This window comes from Salinivibrio sp. IB282 (genome assembly GCF_001995685.1).
Classification (GTDB): Bacteria; Pseudomonadota; Gammaproteobacteria; order Enterobacterales; family Vibrionaceae; genus Salinivibrio; species Salinivibrio kushneri.
Genome location: NZ_MUET01000050.1, coordinates 1 through 21717 on the forward strand (window position 1 = coordinate 1; position 21717 = coordinate 21717).

Here is a 21717-nt window from a genome sequence, read left to right on the forward strand (position 1 = left end):
GCTCAAAACAGACGGAATCACCTACATCAAACGGCATCATGGGCGATTGACGGGAATTAAATAGCACTTTGGGGCAGTTGCCAATAATTTGCCAGCCCGCGGGTGACGCTGCCGGATACACCGCGGTTTGCTGTTGTGCAATGCCCACACTGCCGGCAGGGATCTGATGACGAGGCGTGGTATGACGGGGCATAGCTATTGTCTCATCCACCGACGCAAGAAAGGCAAAGCCGGGCGCGAAACCAATCGCACAGACGGTGTAAGTTTGTTGACTGTGTCGCGCAATCACCTCTTGCTCACTTACGCCGGCAAACTCGGCGACCGCAGCCAGATCGGGCCCAACCGAGGGATGATAATACACCGGCAGCGTCACCTGTTTTCCACTCCCTGAGTCACGGGTGACTCGCAGTGAATCGCCTTGATTCATCACCCACGTTTTCAACGTTTCTGGCGATAGTAAGCGAACATTCACTTCCACCAGAACGCTGGTGTAGGCGGGAATTAACTCAACTACACCACGACCAAAATGTTGCTGGATTCGCTCACACAGCGCAGATAACTGTGGGACTAAGGCAAGATCGATCTTATTGCCCAACCGGATCATTACTGTCGTTTCACTGACCTGCTCAACCTTGAGTGTCATGGTGTTAAGGCCTTTCTGAGTTGTTTTATCGCCTCGACCGATTGTGGGTTATCGCCATGCACACACACCGTATCCGGCGATAGGGTGAGCGTTTGCCCCTCTAGGGTTGTCACCGTGCCATGTTGAGATAACTGCAACACCTGCGCAATCATCGCGTTGGCGTCATCTAACACGGCGCCCGGTTGACTGCGCGGCGCCAATTGTCCTGACGCCAGATAGGCTCTATCGGCAAAGGCCTCAAAAATCAGCGGTACACCGGCTTGTTGAGCAAGCTGGCGATGCGGGCGGTTATCAGGCAGTGCCAGTACCATTAATGGCGTATTGGGCAGCGTATCAGCCACCGCAGCCAACACCGCTTCAAAGCAATCATTGTCCACCATCATGGTGTTATACAGCGCACCATGGGGCTTCACATAATCAAGGCTCGCATTAAAGCGTGCACAGATCCCTTGTAATGCGCCGATTTGATAGCGAACGAGGTGACTAATTTGTGCTGGGGTATGATCAATATGACGACGGCCAAAGCCCTGCTTATCGGCGTAACCGGGATGAGCACCAATACTTACATTGTGCTTTACTGCGAGTGCTACCGTGGCCGCCATTACATCAGGATCAGAGGCATGAAAGCCACACGCAATATTGGCCATATCAATCCATGGCATCAGTGCGCTATCCATTCCCATCGTCCACGCACCAAAGCTTTCACCCATGTCTGCGTTTAGWTTCATCACTCCCTCGATTTCGCTGACTTTGCTTTACCTTAAGGCTTTTTAACCCGCGGATAAACCAACAAAATCGTCAGGATGTTAGTCTTGTGTCGCGCTTGCCGGGCGTTGACGGTAAAAAACGTGCTGACCGATAGCTTAATCTCTCTGATATCGCCCATTCGAGAACGGCGAAAAGCACTCTTGAACGCCCCTGATTATTTGTCTGACGTCCTAAAAGATGGGCAGAAAAAGGCGCGTATACAGACAGACCAAACATGCCAGAACGTTAAGCGTTCGTTGGGCCTGCTTGTGGGATAAAGAGGTAAGAGGAGTGAGTGAAAAATAGCTTTTATTTACTTACCAGTGATGAATCAGGTAGTTATCTCAATTTCTTATGCATAATAAGTTGGACAGATGTGATGGATTGCAGGATGTTTCCCAATCCACATCAAATAAAAGGGCTTTTTGCGCGGCAAACGGAAAGGATATCTTCCATACTTTAGCGAAATCGAAACCATCATTAACACAAGGTATCCGGTATGTTGAAGTTAATGCTGCGCGGAAAGCTCTTAGTGCTTGCCATCGTACCCTTGGTATTATCTATTCTCGTTACGTTATTTATCACTACCTATTACGAGCGGGAGCTGGTCGACGAGAACATTGCCACTTTTCGAACCAAATTAATTGATGAGCGAAAAATGCAGCTTCGCGAAGCCACAGAAATTGCCGCGACTGTAGTAAAAAACGCACAGCAAGCGGACGGCGATGCCACGCAAAATGTTAAAGACGCACTTCGCGAAGTGACCTTTGGTAAGGCGGGCTACTTTTATATTTACGATCGTCAGGGAACCAATATCTTTCACGCGCTGAAACCTGAAGTCGAAGGACAATCGTTAATTAACCTTACTGATCCCAAAGGCAACAAAATTATTGTGGGTCTGCTCGAAGCGGCGCAAAACGGTGATGGCACCTTCACCTACCTCTATCAAAAGCCGGGTACCGATGAACTGATCGAAAAAATTGGCTATGCCGATATGGTCAACAACGGCCAATGGATGTTGGGAACGGGGGCGTACATTGACGACATTGAGGCACGTATTACCGATTTCCGTGAAAATGCAGAAGAGGCTTTAGCGGCACAAACTGCGCGAATGATCATTGCGGGCATTCTTATTTTGATCATTACGTTCGTTGCCGTCGCCTTTATTGCCCAACGGATGTCAACGCCGGTGAAAGAAATGCTGGACAACCTCAATGATATTGCCGACGGTGATGGCGACCTGACCCAGCGCCTGAAAATTAAAGGCAGTGACGAGATTGCTCTGCTTGGGGATGCGTTCAACCGCTTTATCGATAAGCTGCAAACCACCATACGTAGCGTGGTGGATGTCACGGAAAAAGTGAGCCACACCGCACGCACGATTGACGAGCAAACCCAGATGGTTGCCACGCAATTACAGACTCACGATAACGAGACTGAGCAAGTGGTCACCGCTGTTACCCAGATGAGCTCGGCTGCGCAGGAGGTGTCTCAGAACGCCACCCAAGTGGCTGATTCCACCAGTGCTGCTACTGACGATGCGCGTCACGCCCAAGAGAAAGTGCAATTCTCGATCACATCGATGCAAGCGCTGGTCGAGCAAATGAATACCTCGAGTACACATGTGGATTCGCTGAATGAGCAGTCTCATAAAATTACTGGCGTGCTTTCTGTGATTGGCGATATTGCTGAACAAACCAACTTGCTGGCGCTAAACGCTGCCATTGAGGCCGCACGTGCAGGCGAACAGGGTCGCGGCTTTGCGGTGGTCGCTGATGAAGTGAGAACCCTTGCAAGCCGCACGCAAAAGAGCACTCACGAAATTCGCGAAATGCTGGATGAGCTACAGTCGTACGTCAATCAGGCTGTAGAGGGGATGAAGCAAAGTAACGACACCTGCCAGCAAACCTCGGAGGCATCCAACGAAATTGGTAGCGGCATTGATTCGGTGAGCAATGCCATTACCCAAATCAATGACATGACCAGCTACATTGCCTCGGCCGCCTCGGAGCAAACCACGGTGACCGAAGACATTCACCGTAATCTGGTATCGATTCGCGACATTGTGAGCCAGCTACTTAACGCCAGTAATGACTCGGCACAAGCGGCGACTGACTTGAATCAGACAGGCGAAGAGCTCAAACGACTAGTGAGCCAGTTTAAAGTCTAACCGGCAACACCAGATGAAAGAGGCGCTGGTGAGCAGCGCCTCTTTCATGTTCCGTCCTCAGACTTATCTTTCTACTTCTGGCAGTGCGCGCGCCATCAATGCACCCAGTAGACCCAACGCCGATAACACTGCAATCACTACCATTAATCCCCACTGGCTCAACCATGCCGTGACGCCGCCCATAAATAAGAGCACGAAACCAATCAAGGTGTTGCTAACTGAGACATAATCGGTGCGCTGATTGCCCTCGGCCATATTCACGATGTAGGTTTTACGCCCAAGGCGCACGCCCTCGTGAGCAATGGTCAGGACAAAATAGACGCCAGGTAACACCCACGCCAATGAGAACAGCGTCGGGTACCACTGACTAATACTGACCACCACCAGCCCTAGTACCGCCGTGACCACGGCGGCGATCATCATCACTTGGCGGCTAGAATGATCGGCAAAAAGTCCCCAAAAAGGTGCAGAAATGAGGCTCGCAACGCCGCTAATCGCGACAAAGCTTGCAGTGGTAATCGCCAGCGCTTGGCTATGCTGACTGGCTAACAGTACATAATAAGGCGCAGATAGGGCCGAGCAGAGTAACAGTGAACGCGTGATCACAAAATGGCGCAGGCGTCTATCATCCACCAATAAACGCAGTTTAGAAAGTGCATGCGTCAGCGCATTGGCTCCGCCTTCTGTGGCCCCTTCGTATTCATCCACCTGGCTGTAGAGCGCCGCTGCCACCCACCAGAGCGCAGCACCGAATGCTAGTAGCGCACAGTACACCCAAACATGTTGCTGATCAGAAACACTGAACAATCCAACACCGGCGGCAATCGTCACCGCCCCCGCCAAGCTTGACGACCATCCATTCAAGCGTCCTCGTTGCGGCTTAGGAATGGTTTTCCCTAACACATCTTTGGAGGCAACTGAGCACAGCCCTCGCGCCAGACTAAATACCACCAGCAAGCCAACAATGCTCCAGCCAGCTACTTGACCGGTTAAAAGCAACGCGGCGATCGCCATTGCTAAGATACACGCCCCTTGAATGACAGAGCCCGCCACCCATGCCCACTTACGTACCGCGAATTGGCGGACATAACCGGCGATACCTAACTGAGGCACTAACGAACCCGCCTCTCGGATTGGCACCAATAAGCCAATTAACGCTAACGGGGCGCCCACTGCGGTGAGCAGCGCTGGCAAGACAATTTTCGGGTTAGACACCGCGTCGCCAATTTTGGTGAGTCCTTGGCTAACGATGATGCGGAAAAAATTGCCCGGAACCTCACGACACGCACTGCCATCAATGTCTTTACAGGCACGCGCATCTTCTTCATTAAAAAGTTTTTGGTGTAAGTCATCCGCGAGTTTGTGCACACTTGCTCCCCATCTTTTTGTTTTTTAGTCTGGCCTTATTGGCAAGGCACCGCAAAATCAATGTGATAGTGTTCATCATGGCGAACCCAAGACCGCCGCGTTGAAAACTGAATATGTTGCTTTAAATACTGTATCCCCTACGTATCGTACTGGCGATTAATCAGCATGGTCTGCCTGCCAGCTGGGTTTCGATATCGCGTATAAGACATGCTTTGCGAGCGGATGATCTGCTGCCAAATGAGGATGAGAAAAGGTAAAGGGAGCAGCCGGTGTCATCCCGAGTTTTTTCATCACCGCTTGTGAGGGCAGATTACTCTCGGTGGTAAATGCGTAAATCGCCGGGAGATCAACGTCCTCAAAGCCGATGGCAAGTGCTTCTTGTGCCGCTTCAGTGGCATAGCCTCGCCCCCAATGTGCCGACGCTAAACGCCAACCAATTTCAACAAACGGCTGATGGCCGAGGTCGAAGGTGGGCCGGTTTAACCCCACAAAGCCAATGAATTCCCGTGTCTCCGTCAGTTCTACTGCCCAAAATCCGAACCCATTATCCGCCAGCTTGGATTGAATATGCGCCGCCATCGCATCACTTTGGGCGCGTGAGAGCACGCTGGGAAAATAGCGCATAACGCCTGGGTCTTGATTGAGTGCCGCAAAAGGGGCCAAATCGGACGCTTGCCATGCGCGTAGCGTCAGTCGCGCCGTTGAATACATCACCAATACCGTTCTTCGTTAAGGATCACACTGCACACCGCCGACCCCGTTACTGCAAATCTCTATGGCGCAAGCGCGTGAGCCAATATTCACGATAGCGAAAATAGCAATAGGTCGAGGCAAACAGGAAAAATAAATACGAAAGCGAAAAGACCAAAGGCGAGGTGATCAAGGCATGTTTTAACCCGAGCAATACACCCGCGGCCGTCACGGCAATTTTAGCGACCACCCCGAGCAACAACAAAAATAAAGCAAACTGCGGGTAATGGCTGCTACGAAACRTGATCCAATAGCAAGCCCCCACCGCTGTACTGGCGACGCCCAAGCCAAGAAGATAAGAATGGAAATGCTCACCCGCCAACAATCCACCTAGAATGCTAAGCACAATAATCACAATAAACGTCATGAGTTCCCACCTTTTTTCTCAGTATGGCACTGACGCAAACCGCCAAAAACAAGCCTCTTAAGAGAGTGCGACCTTGCTTGCAGGCTCTATGCACGCGGTTGAAATCGACGACTGGACGTTTGCTATCAAAGCACCATAGCGGTGATTAAGCGCGTCGACAGTGACGATCTGCCCTTGCCGGCGGATACTCACTTTAGTGCCCAAATCCACCCCTGTGAAACGCATCTGCTCATCACCGCCACTCACAAAGTGGAAGCAGTCAATCGCCAAGTCAACGAGCCGAAAGTCTCGGCGACGACAGTTCAATCGTGCTACCCAACGTTTCGCCGATAGAACTTGCGCGGGAGACAAGGCGCGCACTGCAAACTGCCAGCCTTCACTCTCGCCATAAAAATCCATCGGAAAATGCCGCTTAAATTTCTTCTTATCGTAGTAAGATTTCATTACATTATTTTCATTTTATTCGCCATGGACTGGCACGCGAGTCTACACAGCTATGATGCCGTATAAGCTTTCGCTTGCCCAATAAAATTTATGTGTCAAGCAGCGGCAATCTAAACCAATGACAGACAATGATAAATCTACCGCAATCAAGCGTATACATATGCGCTATCCTTAACACAGATGGCAAATGGAGAGGAGCCTTCCCTACATGTGTAGAAGACTGGTTTTGTGGTGTGTTGTTTCTGTATACATGCTGTTCAGTATCCACGCTCACGCTGAACAGGCCCAGCCGCGTGTATTATTTATTAACCCTGGTTATGCAACGGAAAGCTTCTGGCAGGACGTGGATGAATATGCCAATGCCGCAGCCTCTGCATTGAATGTGGATCTAACAATTCGTCACGCCGATCGCAATCACTTCGCGGTGCGTCAAATCCTAGCCGCTACCTTGAGTAAACCGACCCACCCTGATTACATTATTATTGTGAATGAAAAGCTGGCGGCCAAAAACCTACTCCCCATACTGAGCAAATATCCCATTTATGTGCAACTTATCTTGAATGATGTCGATCAGCAGACCAAAACTCAACTCTATCAAGATCCACATTGGCAACAATACCTATTGCCAAGCATCATTCCCAATAATCATGCGATAGGCTATGCGATCGCCGAAGCCATGGTGCAAGCAGGCGATAATGCCCCTGGCGAAGCCGTCATGATTTCAGGTGATCTCACCACCCCCGCATCCGTAAAACGCGAAGCAGGCGGCAAACGCTTTTTCGTTGAACGCTCAGACATTACGTTACATCAAGTCGTTCATGGTCAGTGGGATGAGTCCATCAGCCAAGAGCAAATGCATACCTTATTGCAACGCTATCCCAATATACGCTACGTGTGGACGGCTAACGACCATATGGCTTTTGGTGCGATGAAAGCCGCACGACAAGCGGGAAAAACGCCTGGCGATGACATCTATTTTGCCACGGTCAATACCTCCGAGCGGGTGCTTTCTTTGCGAGAAAAAGGCGACATTTCCGCTCTTGGGGGCGGGCACTTTAAAGCCGCTGGCCTTGCATTGAGCCGTATTTACGCTCACGATAAAGGTTGGTCGTTACCACAGCAATGCACTGGACAGTTATTTCACTTAATTGAACCTGGCTCCGCTTTTTTCCTACAGTTGCGCGAGCAGGCGTGGGATCAAATCTCGTTTTTGAACATGGCGAAAGGGATTGAAAGCCATTGTCATTCAACCACAACGAAAATGGATAACTAAGTGATAAAACGCGATGTAAACTTACGCGGTCTTCAAGCGCGCGTCGCCTTCGTTGTGCTCGCGATCAGCTTACTTTTTGCGGTAGGGAGTACACTAACGCAGATGTACATCAACTACCAACGCACACTTGCTGCTACCACGCAGCTGGTAGAGAGCCGGAGCCATAACTCGGCTCGCGTGATTAGCCACGCATTGTGGGTCGTTGATTTAGAGCTTGTACGCCGCAGTGTAAAGGGGTTATCGATGCTCCCCACCATTTGTCGCGTTGAGGTAAAAGGTTTTGATGGCACACATATCACTGAAGTCAATCGTAGCAGTGAGGATTGTGACGCCAATCATCAGTCGTTGTTGAGCGTTCAAGGGAGCAATATTGGCACCCTGAACATTGTGCTCGATCGCAGTGCGATTAAACGCGATGCCTTCACGGGCACCGTGCCTGTCGCTATCGTCCATTTTACTGAAACCTTGCTCATTACTCTGCTCATTCTGTGGGTCATCCACCGGATGTGCTCGCGCCCCCTCCAACAACTATCAAATACGCTAGATTACTACCAAACTGACAAGACCAACCAAACGAGTGTGCCACTCTCGTTGATTCAACGTAATGACGAAATAGGCAAAGTGTCTCGCTCAATCAATGCGATGCAATCGCGTATCAGAGACGACTTTCTACAAAAACGCGTGACAGAGCGTGAACTTCGCCAACATCAAACTTTATTGAAAGAGCAAGTTGAGCAACGCACCAAGGCACTCAATTGGCAATCAAACGCTAGCTCGTTACTCGCTGATATTTCAATTCAATTCTTACGCGCAGACTCGCAATATATTACCGAAGACGTAGAGAAAATTTTTCCAGATATGGTGTCATTACTCGGCGTTGAGGCCATTGGTTGGTATGCCTTTGACGCATTCCGCGCTGAACGCCGTTGTTATTGGCCACAAGAGATTGATTTTGCGCCCCAGACCGTCGATTTAAGCGATATGCATATGATAAAACGGTGGCTGGCTGATACCGACGCACTGGTCGTGCCCCATGTCGGCCAACTCGGCGATGATGCAACTAACGAGCGCTCTTGGTTGCGCCAACGGCATATTTTATCGTTTGCCGCTTTTCCGCTAACCGACGGTAGAAAAAGCTTTGGGATGATTACAGTGGCGAATCGCCGTTTACCCTTCATCTGGGATAATAATAAAACGTTGCTTTTAAAACGTTTCGCTACTGCCATTAGTGAAGTCATGATCCGCGAGCGGAACCATTACGCCATGGAAGAGCTGCAAGAAGAGCTGATTGTCGCCAATGAAAAGTTGAAAGTCCAAGCAGAAACCGATGATCTAACTCGATTAAGTAATCGAAGACCGTTCAAGCGTGAGCTAAAAAATCATATCCAACATGGCATCGCCAGCCGATTACCTGTCGCCGTCATGATGATCGACGTCGATCACTTTAAAGCATATAACGATGAATATGGTCACCTAAAAGGCGATGACGTTCTCACCCGAATCGCGCGCGTGCTACTCACACAAACCGAGCGCTATCAAGGATCGGTTGCCCGGTTTGGAGGCGAAGAATTTGCGATTACGCTGTCCACACGCTATGCCGCCAAGTTAACTCAACTGGCCGAGACCATTCGCGCTGAAATTGCCAAGCTTGATATCGAGCATAAGAAAAACCCAGATGGTGACAGAATCACTGTCAGCATCGGTGGCATTATCACCCTACCGACTCGTGAGACCACTGACTCTTACCTGCTTGAGATGGCTGACCAACGTCTCTACCAAGCCAAAGAGGAAGGTCGCGACCAAACTAGGATCCTTGACCAAACAGCGGAAAAATAGCGAGCTTGCTCACGCCCTACTGTCAATGCCACACGTGAGTCATGACAGTCCGATGACGGTATGCTACAACCCTCGTCAGCGATATGTCGGCCACCTGCCTAAGCGGGTGCCGCCTCATTATCCGGATAATAAAATGTCACTGACCCAAGCAGCAGCGCTTCACACGCTGTAGACGCAGAAAAGGAAGCCCTATGAAAGTCGTCTTTGTCCGTCACGGAAAAACCGATTACTCATTGGCCGACGCTCGCCAAATGAGCCAACTGGAAAAAGACTATGCGCCACTCCAACGTGCGTGTATTCCGGCCATTCAATCGCTAGCCCATCACCCGAGTATACAACAAGCGGATATCATCCTCTCCTCGCCCTACACACGCGCCTTACAAACAGCAGAAATCCTCAACCGTCAATTGCAAAAAGAACTGTTTGTCGAGCAYGATCTCCGCGAGTGGCAAGCGGATGTCAAAGGGAGCTATATCCCCCTTTCAGAACGTGATAGACGCTGGCTTGAGTATCGCGAGCTGTTTGCCAATGGAAATGAAGTGACCAATGCAGGTTATGAGTCCGCGACCGCGTTATATCGCCGGGTGACATCTGTGCTCGACACCTATCAAGACTACAATACGATTGCGGTTATCGCGCATTTTAACGTGAYTGAGAGCTTAGTAGGTTATCGTGAGCAGGGGATTGAGTATGGAGAAGTGATTGAGGTCGACTACCAACCCAACCTCTAACGTCTCCCCCCTTCTTGGGCGAGGCTTGACGCGCTAAAAAGGTAAAAATCGCGTACCTCGATGCAATGACTTTACCGATAATTATAAAAGGGACGCAATAGGCGTCCCTTCTCGTCTTACTACGACTCGACCAAAGCCATTACTCTGTCAAGCCATTGTTATTAATCACATTTTTATACCAGTAAAAGCTCTTTTTACGATGACGAGAAAAGTCACCACTGCCGTCATCGTGACGGTCAACGTAGATGAAACCATAGCGCTTGCGGTATTCGCCCGTGGTAAAGGACACGCAATCGAGACAACCCCATGGCGTGTAACCAATCACCTCAACGCCATCTTGCCAAATGGCCTCTCCGAGTGCCTCGATATGTTGTGACAAATAGCTAATGCGATAATCATCATTGATTTCCCCTGAGGTTTCACGCTTATCTGTCGCGCCCAGCCCATTCTCCACCACAAAAATCGGTTTTTCGTAACGCTCATACAGTTCAGAAAGCGCAAAACGTAGACCTTTGGGATCAATTTGCCACCCCCAGTCAGAAGCGGGTAGATACGGATTCAATCGGCTTGCGCTAAACAAAGCATTTTCATCTTCTTCTGGCGGGTTGGCATCGACGATATTGGTCATGTAGTAGCTAATCGCCAAAAAGTCCGCACAGCCGTTTTTAAGAATCGTCGCATCCTCTTGATGCATGTTGACCTCAATCCCTTTGCTGGCCCATTGCGGCCAAATATAGTGGGGGTAGTGGCCTCGCAATTGCACATCGCTGCATAAATATTTGTCACGCATCGCTTGCTGTGACGCCAGCATATCATCAGGGTGACAACTTGCCGGATACAACGGCATCATGTGGATCATACTACCCACTTTGAAATCAGAATTAATCACATGCCCCAGAGACACCACTTTGGCACTGGCGACGAATTGGTGATGTAGCACCTGATAAAGCACCTGCTCGGGATGATCGTGCTCGGTAAATACCACACCTGAATTACAATAGCCAAATAGCGGATAATCCCAGTTGAGCTGGTTGTTGATCTCGTTAAAGGTAATCCAATAAGTCACTTTGTCGCGATAGCGCGTCATTACTGTTTCGCAAAAACGCACGAAAAACTCAATCACATCTCGATGCGCCCAGCCTCCGTATTGCGTCACCAAATGCTGGGGCATCTCAAAATGAGAAAGCGTAATGACAGGTTCAATCCCCTTCTCTAATAGGTAGTCAATAAGGTCATCATAAAAGGCAAGGCCCGCTTCATTTGGCGTAAGCTCATCACCATGAGGAAATATTCTCGACCACGCAATAGACGTGCGAAAGCACTTAAAGCCCATTTCCGCAAAGAGATCAATATCGTCACGGTAGCGGTGATAAAAATCCACAGCATTATGGTTTGGATAGGCTTGATGTTCTTCCACACGCTGGGTCATTTTGCGCGGGATACCATGGGCACCTTTGGTCAGCACATCCACAATGCTGACGCCTTTACCGTCGCAATCCCATCCTCCCTCAACTTGGTGAGCCGCCACCGCGCCACCCCATAAAAAATGCTCAGGARATACCGTTTTCATTGTTCACCTCTTTGTATCGTCTTCCGCTAGGCTAATGATTTCCACTCAGCTGAAGTGTGAACTGACTCGAAAAAGCATAGGAACACCACGGTCAAATCAGCAACCACATGAATAGAAAAACAGATATAACGAAAAATTATGCTATTAACCTATCGAGTAGTTAGTGCTAAGCTGTCTCAATAGGCAAGTCCATGCGATTATTCTTCACTTATCAGGAGCTTTCATGAGTCGGTTTAGTAACGTTGCTATTGTTGGTGGCACCCATGGTAACGAATTTAGCGGTGTTTACGCACTGAAACAGTGGCAATCCAACCCAGCAATCACAGCCCGCGATAGTTTTTCCACCGAACATGTGTTTGCGAATCCCTCTGCTTATAGCGCCAACAAACGCTATCTAGACTGCGATCTTAACCGTCAATTCGATCCTAAACTGCTGGCTGACTACAGCTTGGCAAACTACGAGCAAAGTCGCGCTAAAGCCCTCAACCAACAATTAGGCCCTAAAGGGGATCCGCGCGTCGATTTTATTATCGACCTGCATAACACCACCAGCAACATGGGACCCACACTGATACTCTTGACACTTGATACGTTCAATAAGCAGCTCGCCGCTTATATTAGTGAGCGTATGCCCGATGCCATCATCTTAGTCGAAGATCATATTGAACCTATTCAGCATGCATTTTTATGCTCGATCGGTAAACAAGGGGTGATCGTTGAGGTAGGCCCACAGCCCCAATCGGTACTGCGTCATGATGTAATGGAATCGATGCAAGAAATGACAACACACATTTTGGACTTCGTGCATCTGTTTAATATTGATAAGGTGCCAGCACTGCCTAAAAACGTCACCGCCTACCGTTACAAAGAGACACTGCATTTACCACAAAATGAGCATGGGGAACGTATTGGTATGGTGCACCAACACGTTCAAGACAAAGACTTTCAGCCGATAAAGCCCGGTGACCCACTGTTTATGTGTTTTGATGGCAAAGAATTAACATGGCAAGGCGACTACACGGCCTATCCGCACTTCATTAATGAAGCAGCGTATTACGACAACAATATTGCGATGTCGATGGCTAACGTATTTACCTTCACAGTATAACCTGTTTCTCCGCCTAATCTCCTCAGCGAGCGCGAGCTGCTGGGATTTGTACTACGCTTAGTCTAAGCCAAATAGACGTACAGAGCCCAGCAGTGAATCAGCCCATTGACCAGTACAAGCATATTGTCACATTACTGCCCTCGCTTTTTCGCCATCTCGATACGGCGGTTGTTATTGCTGACACAAATCGCCGTATACAACTATTAAACCCCGAAGCAGAAGCCCTATTTGGTTGCAGCCTAGCGGATGTAAAAGGCGCTAGCACGCGCATCCTATACGCCGAACAAGAAGACTTTACTGCGACGGGCAAAGATCGTTTTAACACCCACTCAGTTCACGCATACTACGATGCTTATGTGGTGAGATATAAAACCGCCGATGGCCATGTGTTTTTGGGCGAAACACATGGTGGGCCAGTGTGCGATGAGCAACAAGTTGTCGCCATGTATGTGGCTTTTATTCAAGACATTAGCACCCGCGTCGAAGTAGAATCCGCGCTCAACCAGCTACACTCAATCACGTCAGCACGCAATTTGGATTTTTGCCGGCGCGTAGAGCGCATTCTCTCACTCGGTTGTAAACACTTTAATTTGCCTATCGGTATACTCAGCCAAATTCATGGCCAGCGTTATACCGTTCAATACGCGCAGCATCCTGATGACGCCCTGCAGCCTGGGCAATCATTTGACTTGAAAGAAACCTACTGTTGTCACGTCTATGAGGCCAATGAGGCGCAAGGTTTCCACCATGTTTCGCAAAGCGATCTCAAAGCCCACCCCTGCTACGAACACTTTGGCCTCGAAGCGTATATCGGTGCGCCCATTTTTATTGATGGCGAGCGCTATGGCACGTTAAATTTTTCAAGCCCAGAGCCCACTCGCCCCTTTGTCTCACAAGACTACGAACTGGTACGACTCTTTGCTGAATGGGTCGGCCACGAGCTGGCGCGTCTGCGAGATTGGGAAGCACTCGAACAAGCGCAACAATTGCTCGAGATACAAGCAAATACTGACTCGTTGACGCAACTTTATAACCGCCACTATCTCAACAACGCACTCGTTCAGGAATTGGCACGCTGCAAACGGTACAACAACCCCTTGACGCTGGCGATCGTCGACTTCGATAATTTCAAACGCTTAAATGACACCTATGGTCATCGAGCAGGCGATATCGCCTTACAACGCTTTGGCAATATTGTACGGGAAGAATCACGGACCAATGACATATACGGCCGCTGGGGCGGAGAAGAGTTTCTCTGCTTGCTTCCTGAAACAGATTTAAGTGGTGCGGAAGTTGTACTAAAACGTTTGGTGGAGCGCGTACATGGTGAAGAAATTCACGTCGACGGACAAACCATACGCTGTACCATCAGTATCGGTTATACGGGCTTCTCGGCAGGTGATACACAAGACAGCATCATTCAACGTGCCGATACCGCGCTCTATCTCGCCAAAGAAAACGGCCGCAACCGAATCGAGAAGCAATGATTCATCCTCGCTGTTTGCGTGCCCAGTGGATGTAGTCTTGGATCACAGGCTCAGCAAGTAAAAGGTCGAGAGTGTGTAATGCGCGACCCAGGTGTTTTTCACTGAATTGGCGATGAATAAAAGCATGGCAAGGCCGGCATACCCAAATACCGTGCTCACGCATGTAAGGTCGGGAAAAACGTTTAGTGAACCATTTGTTGTTGTGACAAGTTTTGGGGATCAAGTGATGGAAGGTCAGCGGCCTTAGATGCTGACACAGTGCACAGGGCGTTGAAGAAGGCGGAGAGGCAGGCATACAGGTAATAATACGTAAAAAGAAGGTCGCACCGATAACTGCGACCCTCATAACCAGTATCTGGTTCAATTACGCGAAGTTGTCACGCAAGTATTCAATAATGTCGTCCGATTCGTACATCCACTGAGTTTCGCCGCCTTGGTCAATACGCAGACAAGGCACCATGCCTTTGCCGCCTTCGGCCTGTAGGCGTTGCCACTCTTCGGCGTTAGCGTTCATATCCACCAGCGGAATATCTAACTTAAGCTCTGTCATGACTGCACGCACTTTATGGCAAAATGGGCAGTGCTCTTTGTGATACAAGCTTAGTCCGTTCAAATCAGCCATTATGTTTCCTTTTAGGTCATCAGGGCGGCTCTTCAAATACCACCAACTGTGTGAATTCACTCTACGTAATGATGGCATTAAACTTGGTCCCAACGCTAGTCGTTAGCCTGTTTTATTGGCACTACATGAGCAACTAAGAGCTAAATGACAATTAATCTATCACCTCAAGGTATATTGCTCATCACTCAAACGCTGGATAATGTGTTGCGATAACAAAGACAGTCAATCGCTTCACCAGCCACGTGTGCCATGTTGAATTTTTTATCGTATAGGTTAAACCCGTTCCGCTCCAATACTGTTTGCGATGCCATGTTGGTCGTAGACGCCATGGCGTTAAGTGTCACAAGTCCGTATTCGCGCGCGATCTCTAACGCATACTTTACCGCTCGAGAGGCAACTCCTTTCCCGGTGTGTTGCTCTGCAATGCGATACCCTAACGAACCTGATGCAGATACTGTATCAATTTGGCTGATATTAACCCGTCCCAAAAGCTGGCCCCCGGCATCCGTGATCAACATAGGTACGTGTTGTCCTTTCTGATGTAAGGCAAGTAATTCGCAGATGTGATCATACACGCCTGCTCGGCGGTAAAACGCCTCACCGCGCGATTCAATATAGGTTTCAAAATAAGCACGATTTTGTTGTTCAAACTGGAACACCAAGTCCGTATCAGCGAGGGTAAGGGGGCGGATCAGCAGCTGCATAACACGACCAAATTAATCCGGCCCATGTTCAAACTGTTTTAATGCCTCATTAGGCGTATGCCATGGTGCCTTCGACGCCGTGTGAATATGAAAATTTGGCGCCGATTGTGGAGCGGTATCCAAAATTCCCAGACGAATATTGAACACCCCCTTATTGATTTTATGAGAGAAAAGGCTCGACCCACATTGCCCACAAAAAGCAAGCACCGTTTCTGCGCTCTTCTCATAATAACGAATATGCGTTTGGCCAGCCGTGACCGAGACTTTGTCTGCCTCTATGCCGCCGACTGATGAATAGTCTGAACCAGTAAACTTTCGACATTCAGAGCAATGGCAGTTCCCCATATAAAGGAAAGTGTCAGGTAATGTAAGACGGACACCACCGCATAGGCAACGAGCAGAGAGTGTGGACATGAGCATACCTCTATCTAAAATATCAGACTTTATTGTCTACGCCTGTCTAGCAAAACACAATTAAAATGTTGCATTTCATAGGCATAGCTATCTGTTCATTTTCGCCATTGATGTTTGCCACTTTCGCCCATTTTCTATTTACAGTGTAAATTTATTGACAACGCGTCGACCTAACGAGACGCCTGACGAACAAATGCTCACAATCCTGACGCACTCCTGAAAATATAGTGACATTGATCACATAAATTATTGCAGTTTGATGAAGCCCGCCGTACTATCGACCCAAATGACATTTTTGGGACAAGGGTCACACATAGGGTGATGACACCTGCTACGGACGGGCAGATCGTTTTATCGAATTGAGGATAATATGACATTACCACGATCTTCATGTGCTGCACGTACGGTACTTAAAGGCGCCGGACAATTTTTTGCAATCGCCCTTTACTTCGCAGGTATTGCAGGCATTGTTCATTACAGTGTCGCGTCGCACAACGTTGCTTCCGAATCATCATTGATTGAGCTTTCCCAACTGGGGCTGCTCGCCGCGACGGTATTTGCGTTTCGTCGTGTGGCTAAGTTCAGTCAGTCCCTTCACCACGCTGCCGGGCTTATGAGTGCCTTTTTCTTGGTATTAATGATCCGAGAACTGGATGCCACACTTGATGTGGTGATGCATGGTTTTTGGAAAGTACCGGCACTCATTGTAACGGGGCTCGCCATTTGGCCCGCTTTGAAACACTGGCGAGAGACCCTCACTAGCCTTGCGCAAGCAGTTCATTCAAGGCACAGCACGGTTTTAATGATCGCATTAGCGCTGTTACTCGTGTATTCGCGTTTGTTTGGTATGGGCGAGTTATGGGAACAAGCGATGGGCGCCAACTACGTACGAGATGTGAAAAATATTGCGGAAGAAAGTACTGAGTTAGTCGCTTATTCACTCATTTGGCTTTCGGCTCTCGGGTATCTTGTTGAGGCAAAGAAGTTGAGTTTCGTACCAAAAACTCGGCCAAGCTCAACGACAATCGAAAGTGATATCTCAGTCTAATCACCCTCTTCCCCAAATACTTATCTTGTTTTGACGTCGCCAGTGGGCGACGTCGCGGCTTAATGCTAAGATTGAAACAAATAGCATAGGAAGCCGAAAGCATGATGAGAACATTTGCGGTTTTTATTCTCCTTATGAGTGTCTTCGCTCACGCCAATACAGAGGATAAACCAAAAACCGAACAGCTGGTGACGGGAAAGAACGAGGCTATTTGCAAATCGACGTTTGGACAAGAAATGATGAGCCAACAAATGACATTTAGCAATCAAGCTAACGCGCAAGACGTTAGACGCATTGCTGAGCGTAAAATTGCGGCAGCCCGAAAAACGTTCGCCAACACAGGCAGCTATTGCGATGCAGCCCAAGTACTGATGAACTTTGAGCCTGAGTCCCTCTCTGGCCAGGATGGCGATGCGCAATTTAAAGAGCAATAATGTACAGTCGACCATTGGCTTAAATACTTTTACCGGACATTAACGATACTAAGCGGCCGTAATCGACGTACACTTTTCCTCCTCCCGCCTGGGCTGTGATACACTCCTGCCACTGATCAATAAGGGCTCGAATAATGAAGAAAATACTATTCGTTGTTGCGCTTGCCGCGACACTCAGTGGCTGTGATAACGATGAAGTTGGCGACGTAAGCCTGGGGATGTTTACCATGAAAGACATCAAGCTTAACCATCTCGTCGATCCTGTGGTAAGCGGAGTGACGTGCCATGTTGCGTCTGTCGAAGCGGACTTAAGCTTTTCTGATCCCAGTGATAGCGCTATCTCTTGTCGTCAAACTGGGGAGATTACGCCCGAGATGATTGCCAATATCGATAAAAGCGCATCGGGCGAAGTGGTATTTAGAAAATCGRAAAGTATCTTCTTCAAGTCGATGAAGATTCGTCGGATTTTCGATGTGAAAAATCAGACCTTGATGTATCTCTCTTACTCAACCAAAGAAACATCTGGCAGCTTTAAGCATAGCTTGTCCACGGTTCCTCTTTGGGGCACCAAAGCGTACCAGTCACAACCACAACAATAATCACCGCCACGCCTGCAGGCGACATTTAAACGAGAACTCGATGAACAAAGTCGAAACACAGATGAATACGTGGCTAGATGAGGTGGTGATTGGACTAAATCTTTGCCCTTTCGCCGCTAAGCCCCGTCGCAAACAACAAATTCAGCTCACTGTGTGCGACGCTCAGGATGATACCGAGATTTTAACTGCGATTTATCAGGCTTTAGTCCATCTTGATCACACCGAGCCTGCCATCACTGATACCACGGTGGTCGTGGTGCCCAACGCGCTCGCTGACTTTGATCACTACCTCGACGTGGTCGATGCTACCGAGGCGATGATTGACCACTACCAGTGGCGGGGAGTTTTCCAAGTCGCCAGTTTTCATCCCGACTATTGTTTTGAAGGGTGCGCGCCAGAAGATAGCGAGAACTTGACCAATCGCTCTCCCTATCCATGCTTTCACTTGATTCGTGAAGCCAGCATGTCACGCGCGCTGGCGCATTATGGCCAAGATCCAGAACAGATCCCCGCACGCAATATTGCGCGTGTTTCAGCACTCACCCATGAAGAGCGTCAAGCACTCTTTCCTTGGATAAAAGCCTCATCAGACTGAACCACTACTTGGGGTTGGGAAAGGTGCTGCCCCTCAAGCGACAAGGATAAAAGATCGCCGTTTTCCAGCACACCGACCCCTTCGGGGGTACCCGTTAGCACAATGTCGCCTGGGTTCAACCAGAATGTYTGGCTTATATGCTGAATAAGCGYGATCACAGRCATTAACATRSTCGCGCTATTTCCCTGCTGCCGCCTCTCGCCATTGATGGACAATGTAAAGACGACCTCACGCCAATCATCAGGCACCGCGACAAAACGTCCAACCGCTGCGCTCCCCGCAAATGCTTTTGCCCGCTCCCAAGGCAGTCCTTTTTGTTTTAAGCGGCTTTGCGTTTCACGACGGGTCAAGTCCAGCGCCAGTGTCATTCCGCCCAAGGCGTCTTCAACGGCTTGCTTAGTGGCATGAAATAAAGGTTTGGTGATCAGCACCGCCAGCTCGGTTTCGTAATGAACGGGAGCGAATGACGCCACTATCGCTAGCTTGTCATCTAACGGTTGAATGGCACTCGGCGGTTTCATAAACAGCACCGGTTCGTCCGGAATAGGATTGTTAAGCTCCTGCGCATGGGCAGCATAATTCCGTCCCACACACACCACCTGTCCAACGGGCAAATCGATCGCCCCACCCTCGAACCATTGATGTTGATAACGCATCGTTTTCTTCCTTGCTAATGAAAAGTCGATCCCTGACTAATTTTGATAACGAAAAAGGCAAGAATGCAAGACACAGTTAGCATTTCCCGTGTCACTGACTTGTTGATTTTTCTATCTCGTCCAAGGATACAAAGAGAGATTGAAGGGAGCACCTATGCTGCAACATCCACTTGATTCCCCCATCCATTGTGTCATCTTTGACTGCGAAGGGACCTTGGTTGACTCCGAGAAGCTATCTCACCAAGCCTTGGTAGAAACCTTCTCTACATTTGGTGTGCGTATTGATCTGCAAGACTCGCTCGATCATTTTGAGGGCGGAAAACTGACCGATGTCCTCCAGCAAACCTGCGAACGAAACGGGGCACATATTCCTATTGATCAACTCGAGCCACGTTTTCGGCACTTGTGTCGCCAGTATTTCGAGGCTGAGTTAGCACCGGTAAAGGGCATTGAAACCGTCTTGCAGGCGCTTGAACAGCAAGGCATTGATGTTTGTGTGGCATCAAATAGCCCCGTAGAAAAAATGGCGCATGCTCTGCGACTCACCAAGCTGTTGCCCTACTTTGAGCATCGCCTATTCAGTGCCTTTGATACGAACAGCTGGAAGCCGGCCCCCGATCTGCTTCACTACGCCGCGATGAATATGGCCTGTCCTACCGGCCAATGTGTGTTCATCGATGACACCAACAAAGGTATCCAAGCGGGGATCAATGCCGAGATGCGTACTATCCACTTTAATCCCAACCCCAATGTACCCACAACGGCGCACCCTTTGGTGACCCGGTTATTTAAAAGTGAAGACTTACTCTCGTTTTTTCACAGAGCCAGCCTGAGTATCACGCGCTGAGCCACCACAGAGTGTCACCGCRTGTTGCCGCCACCACTCTGTATCAATGCGGATCGTCTGGCTCCCTTGGGCGGGCTGGATGCGCCACGCTCGCGTCACCGTTAACACGGGCGTACCCGCAGGCACGGCCAATACACTGGCACGCTCACTGTCTAACGCTTCCCACGCGCTCGACCAAGACACATCCGCGTTCGCTGGCGTATTTAACAACGTTGCCTGGTCACCGGTTTGCCAGACACTGGGGRAATAATCAGGATGGAGAAACGTACGCACAAAGCCAACAGGTAACTGCGCGATCTGAATCAGTCCCTCACCCTCAAACACCTGCGCAAAGGGAGGCAGTTGCATTTGATCACTCACCGCCGCTGACGCCATGGGCGTCTTTTGCGCCAACCAAGCAAATTGACCACCGTGTTGAGAGAAATCATGCTGCCAATCGACGAGTTGGCTGGGATCATACGCACAAGGGGTAGGCGCCACAAACCAGCCACGTCGCTCCCGCCGATATATGCGTCCCTCTGCCTCAAGCACCGCAAGTGCTTCACGCAAGGTGACACGGGTAGTGGAAAAGGTGTCTGCAAGCTGACGCTCACCCGGGAGTTTTTTGTCCGGCGCCAGTAAACCGCGATCAATTTGCGCTAATAATTGCTGGCGAATCGCCATAAATTGCATCATGAGCTGTCAGGCCTGCGTGATCTTTGTATCGCTAGTGTGATCTTTCTCAATTTGCTGTCAAAACCTGACCATTATGTCCAAGAAATAAACAGTGATTAAGATAGAATCGCCAGTCTACGCGGAATCGGAGCAAAGAACAAAAGATGCACCTAAAGAACACACTGAGACATTTCCCATTACAACTAAGCCGACGTCTTGTGTGTCTCACGCTTTTATGTTGGTTAGGTTTGTCAGGACATATCACGCCCAGTTATGCCAAAGATAATCAATTATCTGATTATTTTATTGAAACCTGGACCTCTGCCAACGGATTGCCCCATAACAGCATCAATGCCATCGCCCAAACTTCGGATGGCTATTTGTGGTTTGCCACTTGGGAGGGCGTGGCACGTTATAACGGTTTAGAGTTTGTGCGCTTTGACCGCGGCCCTGACACACAAATGCAAGACTCAGGCACGCGCGCCCTAGCGACCGGACCGAACAATCAACTTTATGCCGGCGGGGCGCGAGGCAGCTTAGTGATGCGCCAAGGCTTTTCGTGGCAGGGCCTTCCCACCGCTCCCAGCCTCATTAATGATGCGCTCCATGACCAAACAGGCGGCTTATGGCTCGCGGTTGAGGGAAAGGGG

Annotated in this window: 25 protein-coding genes; 12 read left to right on the forward strand and 13 right to left on the reverse strand. The window is 49.3% G+C overall.

Annotated elements, in window-relative coordinates:
• Together pxpB and BZG14_RS10715 are read right to left on the reverse strand one after the other, a co-directional pair.
• Positions 1-643: 5-oxoprolinase subunit PxpB (pxpB, locus tag BZG14_RS10710; RefSeq protein ID WP_077608710.1), on the reverse strand; the 643-nt coding region annotated here is incomplete at its 3' end.
• Positions 640-1371 carry a 5-oxoprolinase subunit PxpA gene (locus tag BZG14_RS10715; protein ID WP_077608711.1) on the reverse strand — a complete coding sequence of 244 codons (732 nt, stop codon included), beginning with the start codon at positions 1369-1371 and terminating at the stop codon, positions 640-642. The genes BZG14_RS10715 and pxpB, both read right to left, overlap by 4 nt.
• Positions 1372-1889: 518 nt before the next feature.
• Here BZG14_RS10715 and BZG14_RS10720 point away from each other — a divergent pair.
• Entirely contained in the window at positions 1890-3560 is a 1671-nt protein-coding gene (locus BZG14_RS10720) for a methyl-accepting chemotaxis protein (protein WP_077484989.1), read from the forward strand.
• A gap of 63 nt (positions 3561-3623) precedes the next feature.
• Here the strand turns inward: BZG14_RS10720 and BZG14_RS10725 are convergent, their stop codons facing one another.
• From BZG14_RS10725 to BZG14_RS10740, 4 genes are all read right to left on the reverse strand, one after another.
• Complete coding sequence (locus tag BZG14_RS10725) at positions 3624-4928, reverse strand: MFS transporter (RefSeq protein WP_077608712.1); 1305 nt, start codon at positions 4926-4928, stop codon at positions 3624-3626.
• A gap of 156 nt (positions 4929-5084) precedes the next feature.
• Positions 5085-5639, reverse strand: a complete 555-nt coding sequence (locus tag BZG14_RS10730; RefSeq protein ID WP_198532052.1) for a GNAT family N-acetyltransferase — start codon at positions 5637-5639, stop codon at positions 5085-5087.
• A gap of 49 nt (positions 5640-5688) precedes the next feature.
• Positions 5689-6045, reverse strand: coding sequence for an NADH:ubiquinone oxidoreductase (locus tag BZG14_RS10735; protein ID WP_077608713.1), 357 nt, complete (start codon positions 6043-6045; stop codon positions 5689-5691).
• 57 nt (positions 6046-6102) lie between these two features.
• Positions 6103-6489 (reverse strand): hypothetical protein, encoded by a 387-nt coding sequence (locus tag BZG14_RS10740; RefSeq protein WP_077484995.1) that lies wholly within the window; start codon positions 6487-6489, stop codon positions 6103-6105.
• Between the two features lie 208 nt (positions 6490-6697).
• Between BZG14_RS10740 and BZG14_RS10745 the strand changes: the two genes are divergently transcribed.
• The 3 genes from BZG14_RS10745 (at position 6698) to BZG14_RS10755 (ending at position 10329) form a co-directional block, all read left to right on the forward strand.
• Positions 6698-7762 carry an ABC transporter substrate-binding protein gene (locus tag BZG14_RS10745; protein ID WP_158011745.1) on the forward strand — a complete coding sequence of 355 codons (1065 nt, stop codon included), beginning with the start codon at positions 6698-6700 and terminating at the stop codon, positions 7760-7762.
• Positions 7763-9598: a GGDEF domain-containing protein gene (locus tag BZG14_RS10750; protein ID WP_077484999.1), complete on the forward strand. Its 1836-nt coding sequence runs from the start codon at positions 7763-7765 to the stop codon at positions 9596-9598.
• A gap of 191 nt (positions 9599-9789) precedes the next feature.
• On the forward strand, positions 9790-10329 hold the full coding sequence (locus BZG14_RS10755) for a histidine phosphatase family protein (RefSeq protein WP_077608714.1): 540 nt from the start codon (positions 9790-9792) through the stop codon (positions 10327-10329).
• Positions 10330-10468: 139 nt separating this feature from the next.
• Here the strand turns inward: BZG14_RS10755 and BZG14_RS10760 are convergent, their stop codons facing one another.
• Positions 10469-11899 (reverse strand): 6-phospho-beta-glucosidase, encoded by a 1431-nt coding sequence (locus tag BZG14_RS10760; protein WP_077608715.1) that lies wholly within the window; start codon positions 11897-11899, stop codon positions 10469-10471.
• A 223-nt stretch (positions 11900-12122) separates the two neighbouring features.
• On the opposite strand from BZG14_RS10760, the gene BZG14_RS10765 reads away from it, so the two are divergent.
• Together BZG14_RS10765 and BZG14_RS10770 are read left to right on the forward strand one after the other, a co-directional pair.
• Entirely contained in the window at positions 12123-13007 is an 885-nt protein-coding gene (locus BZG14_RS10765) for an aspartoacylase (protein ID WP_077485003.1), read from the forward strand.
• A gap of 92 nt (positions 13008-13099) precedes the next feature.
• Complete coding sequence (locus BZG14_RS10770) at positions 13100-14494, forward strand: sensor domain-containing diguanylate cyclase (protein ID WP_077485005.1); 1395 nt, start codon at positions 13100-13102, stop codon at positions 14492-14494.
• Between the two features lies 1 nt (position 14495).
• Here BZG14_RS10770 and BZG14_RS10775 read toward each other — a convergent pair whose 3' ends face one another.
• From BZG14_RS10775 to BZG14_RS10790, 4 genes are all read right to left on the reverse strand, one after another.
• Positions 14496-14840, reverse strand: a complete 345-nt coding sequence (locus tag BZG14_RS10775) for a hypothetical protein (RefSeq protein WP_198532053.1) — start codon at positions 14838-14840, stop codon at positions 14496-14498.
• A gap of 18 nt (positions 14841-14858) precedes the next feature.
• Entirely contained in the window at positions 14859-15116 is a 258-nt protein-coding gene (locus BZG14_RS10780) for a glutathione S-transferase N-terminal domain-containing protein (RefSeq protein WP_077485007.1), read from the reverse strand.
• A 185-nt stretch (positions 15117-15301) separates the two neighbouring features.
• Positions 15302-15820 (reverse strand): GNAT family N-acetyltransferase, encoded by a 519-nt coding sequence (locus tag BZG14_RS10785; protein ID WP_077485009.1) that lies wholly within the window; start codon positions 15818-15820, stop codon positions 15302-15304.
• Between the two features lie 12 nt (positions 15821-15832).
• Positions 15833-16234: a GFA family protein gene (locus BZG14_RS10790; RefSeq protein WP_077520382.1), complete on the reverse strand. Its 402-nt coding sequence runs from the start codon at positions 16232-16234 to the stop codon at positions 15833-15835.
• Positions 16235-16604: 370 nt separating this feature from the next.
• Here BZG14_RS10790 and BZG14_RS10795 point away from each other — a divergent pair, with 370 nt between their 5' ends.
• From BZG14_RS10795 to BZG14_RS10810, 4 genes are all read left to right on the forward strand, one after another.
• Entirely contained in the window at positions 16605-17282 is a 678-nt protein-coding gene (locus tag BZG14_RS10795) for a hypothetical protein (RefSeq protein WP_077608716.1), read from the forward strand.
• Positions 17283-17383: 101 nt separating this feature from the next.
• Positions 17384-17716, forward strand: coding sequence for a hypothetical protein (locus BZG14_RS10800; RefSeq protein ID WP_077608717.1), 333 nt, complete (start codon positions 17384-17386; stop codon positions 17714-17716).
• 134 nt (positions 17717-17850) lie between these two features.
• On the forward strand, positions 17851-18315 hold the full coding sequence (locus tag BZG14_RS10805; RefSeq protein WP_077608718.1) for a CreA family protein: 465 nt from the start codon (positions 17851-17853) through the stop codon (positions 18313-18315).
• Between the two features lie 40 nt (positions 18316-18355).
• Positions 18356-18910, forward strand: a complete 555-nt coding sequence (locus BZG14_RS10810; protein WP_069360861.1) for a DUF1415 domain-containing protein — start codon at positions 18356-18358, stop codon at positions 18908-18910.
• Here BZG14_RS10810 and BZG14_RS10815 read toward each other — a convergent pair.
• Positions 18871-19566 (reverse strand): fumarylacetoacetate hydrolase family protein, encoded by a 696-nt coding sequence (locus tag BZG14_RS10815; protein WP_077608719.1) that lies wholly within the window; start codon positions 19564-19566, stop codon positions 18871-18873. The genes BZG14_RS10810 and BZG14_RS10815 overlap by 40 nt on opposite strands.
• A gap of 154 nt (positions 19567-19720) precedes the next feature.
• On the opposite strand from BZG14_RS10815, the gene BZG14_RS10820 reads away from it, so the two are divergent.
• Positions 19721-20413 carry an HAD-IA family hydrolase gene (locus tag BZG14_RS10820; protein ID WP_077608720.1) on the forward strand — a complete coding sequence of 231 codons (693 nt, stop codon included), beginning with the start codon at positions 19721-19723 and terminating at the stop codon, positions 20411-20413.
• Here the strand turns inward: BZG14_RS10820 and BZG14_RS10825 are convergent.
• Positions 20369-21088 (reverse strand): GntR family transcriptional regulator, encoded by a 720-nt coding sequence (locus tag BZG14_RS10825; RefSeq protein WP_077608721.1) that lies wholly within the window; start codon positions 21086-21088, stop codon positions 20369-20371. The two genes, BZG14_RS10820 and BZG14_RS10825, sit on opposite strands and share 45 nt — an antisense overlap.
• A gap of 227 nt (positions 21089-21315) precedes the next feature.
• On the opposite strand from BZG14_RS10825, the gene BZG14_RS10830 reads away from it, so the two are divergent.
• On the forward strand, positions 21316-21717 hold a 402-nt coding region (locus BZG14_RS10830), incomplete at its 3' end, for a ligand-binding sensor domain-containing protein (protein ID WP_274532397.1).

Bases quoted from the DNA above. Each gene is read 5' to 3' on its own strand.
- BZG14_RS10820 (WP_077608720.1), top strand. From the start codon at position 19,721: ATGCTGCAACATCCACTTGATTCCCCCATCCATTGTGTCATCTTTGAC.
- BZG14_RS10810 (WP_069360861.1), top strand. From the start codon at position 18,356: ATGAACAAAGTCGAAACACAGATGAATACGTGGCTAGATGAGGTGGTG.
- BZG14_RS10780 (WP_077485007.1), bottom strand. From the start codon at position 15,116: ATGGCTGATTTGAACGGACTAAGCTTGTATCACAAAGAGCACTGCCCA.
- BZG14_RS10730 (WP_198532052.1), bottom strand. From the start codon at position 5,639: ATGTATTCAACGGCGCGACTGACGCTACGCGCATGGCAAGCGTCCGAT.
- BZG14_RS10745 (WP_158011745.1), top strand. From the start codon at position 6,698: ATGTGTAGAAGACTGGTTTTGTGGTGTGTTGTTTCTGTATACATGCTG.
- BZG14_RS10740 (WP_077484995.1), bottom strand. From the start codon at position 6,489: ATGAAATCTTACTACGATAAGAAGAAATTTAAGCGGCATTTTCCGATG.
- BZG14_RS10795 (WP_077608716.1), top strand. From the start codon at position 16,605: ATGACATTACCACGATCTTCATGTGCTGCACGTACGGTACTTAAAGGC.
- BZG14_RS10785 (WP_077485009.1), bottom strand. From the start codon at position 15,820: ATGCAGCTGCTGATCCGCCCCCTTACCCTCGCTGATACGGACTTGGTG.
- BZG14_RS10800 (WP_077608717.1), top strand. From the start codon at position 17,384: ATGATGAGAACATTTGCGGTTTTTATTCTCCTTATGAGTGTCTTCGCT.
- BZG14_RS10790 (WP_077520382.1), bottom strand. From the start codon at position 16,234: ATGTCCACACTCTCTGCTCGTTGCCTATGCGGTGGTGTCCGTCTTACA.
- BZG14_RS10765 (WP_077485003.1), top strand. From the start codon at position 12,123: ATGAGTCGGTTTAGTAACGTTGCTATTGTTGGTGGCACCCATGGTAAC.
- BZG14_RS10720 (WP_077484989.1), top strand. From the start codon at position 1,890: ATGTTGAAGTTAATGCTGCGCGGAAAGCTCTTAGTGCTTGCCATCGTA.
- BZG14_RS10775 (WP_198532053.1), bottom strand. From the start codon at position 14,840: ATGAGGGTCGCAGTTATCGGTGCGACCTTCTTTTTACGTATTATTACC.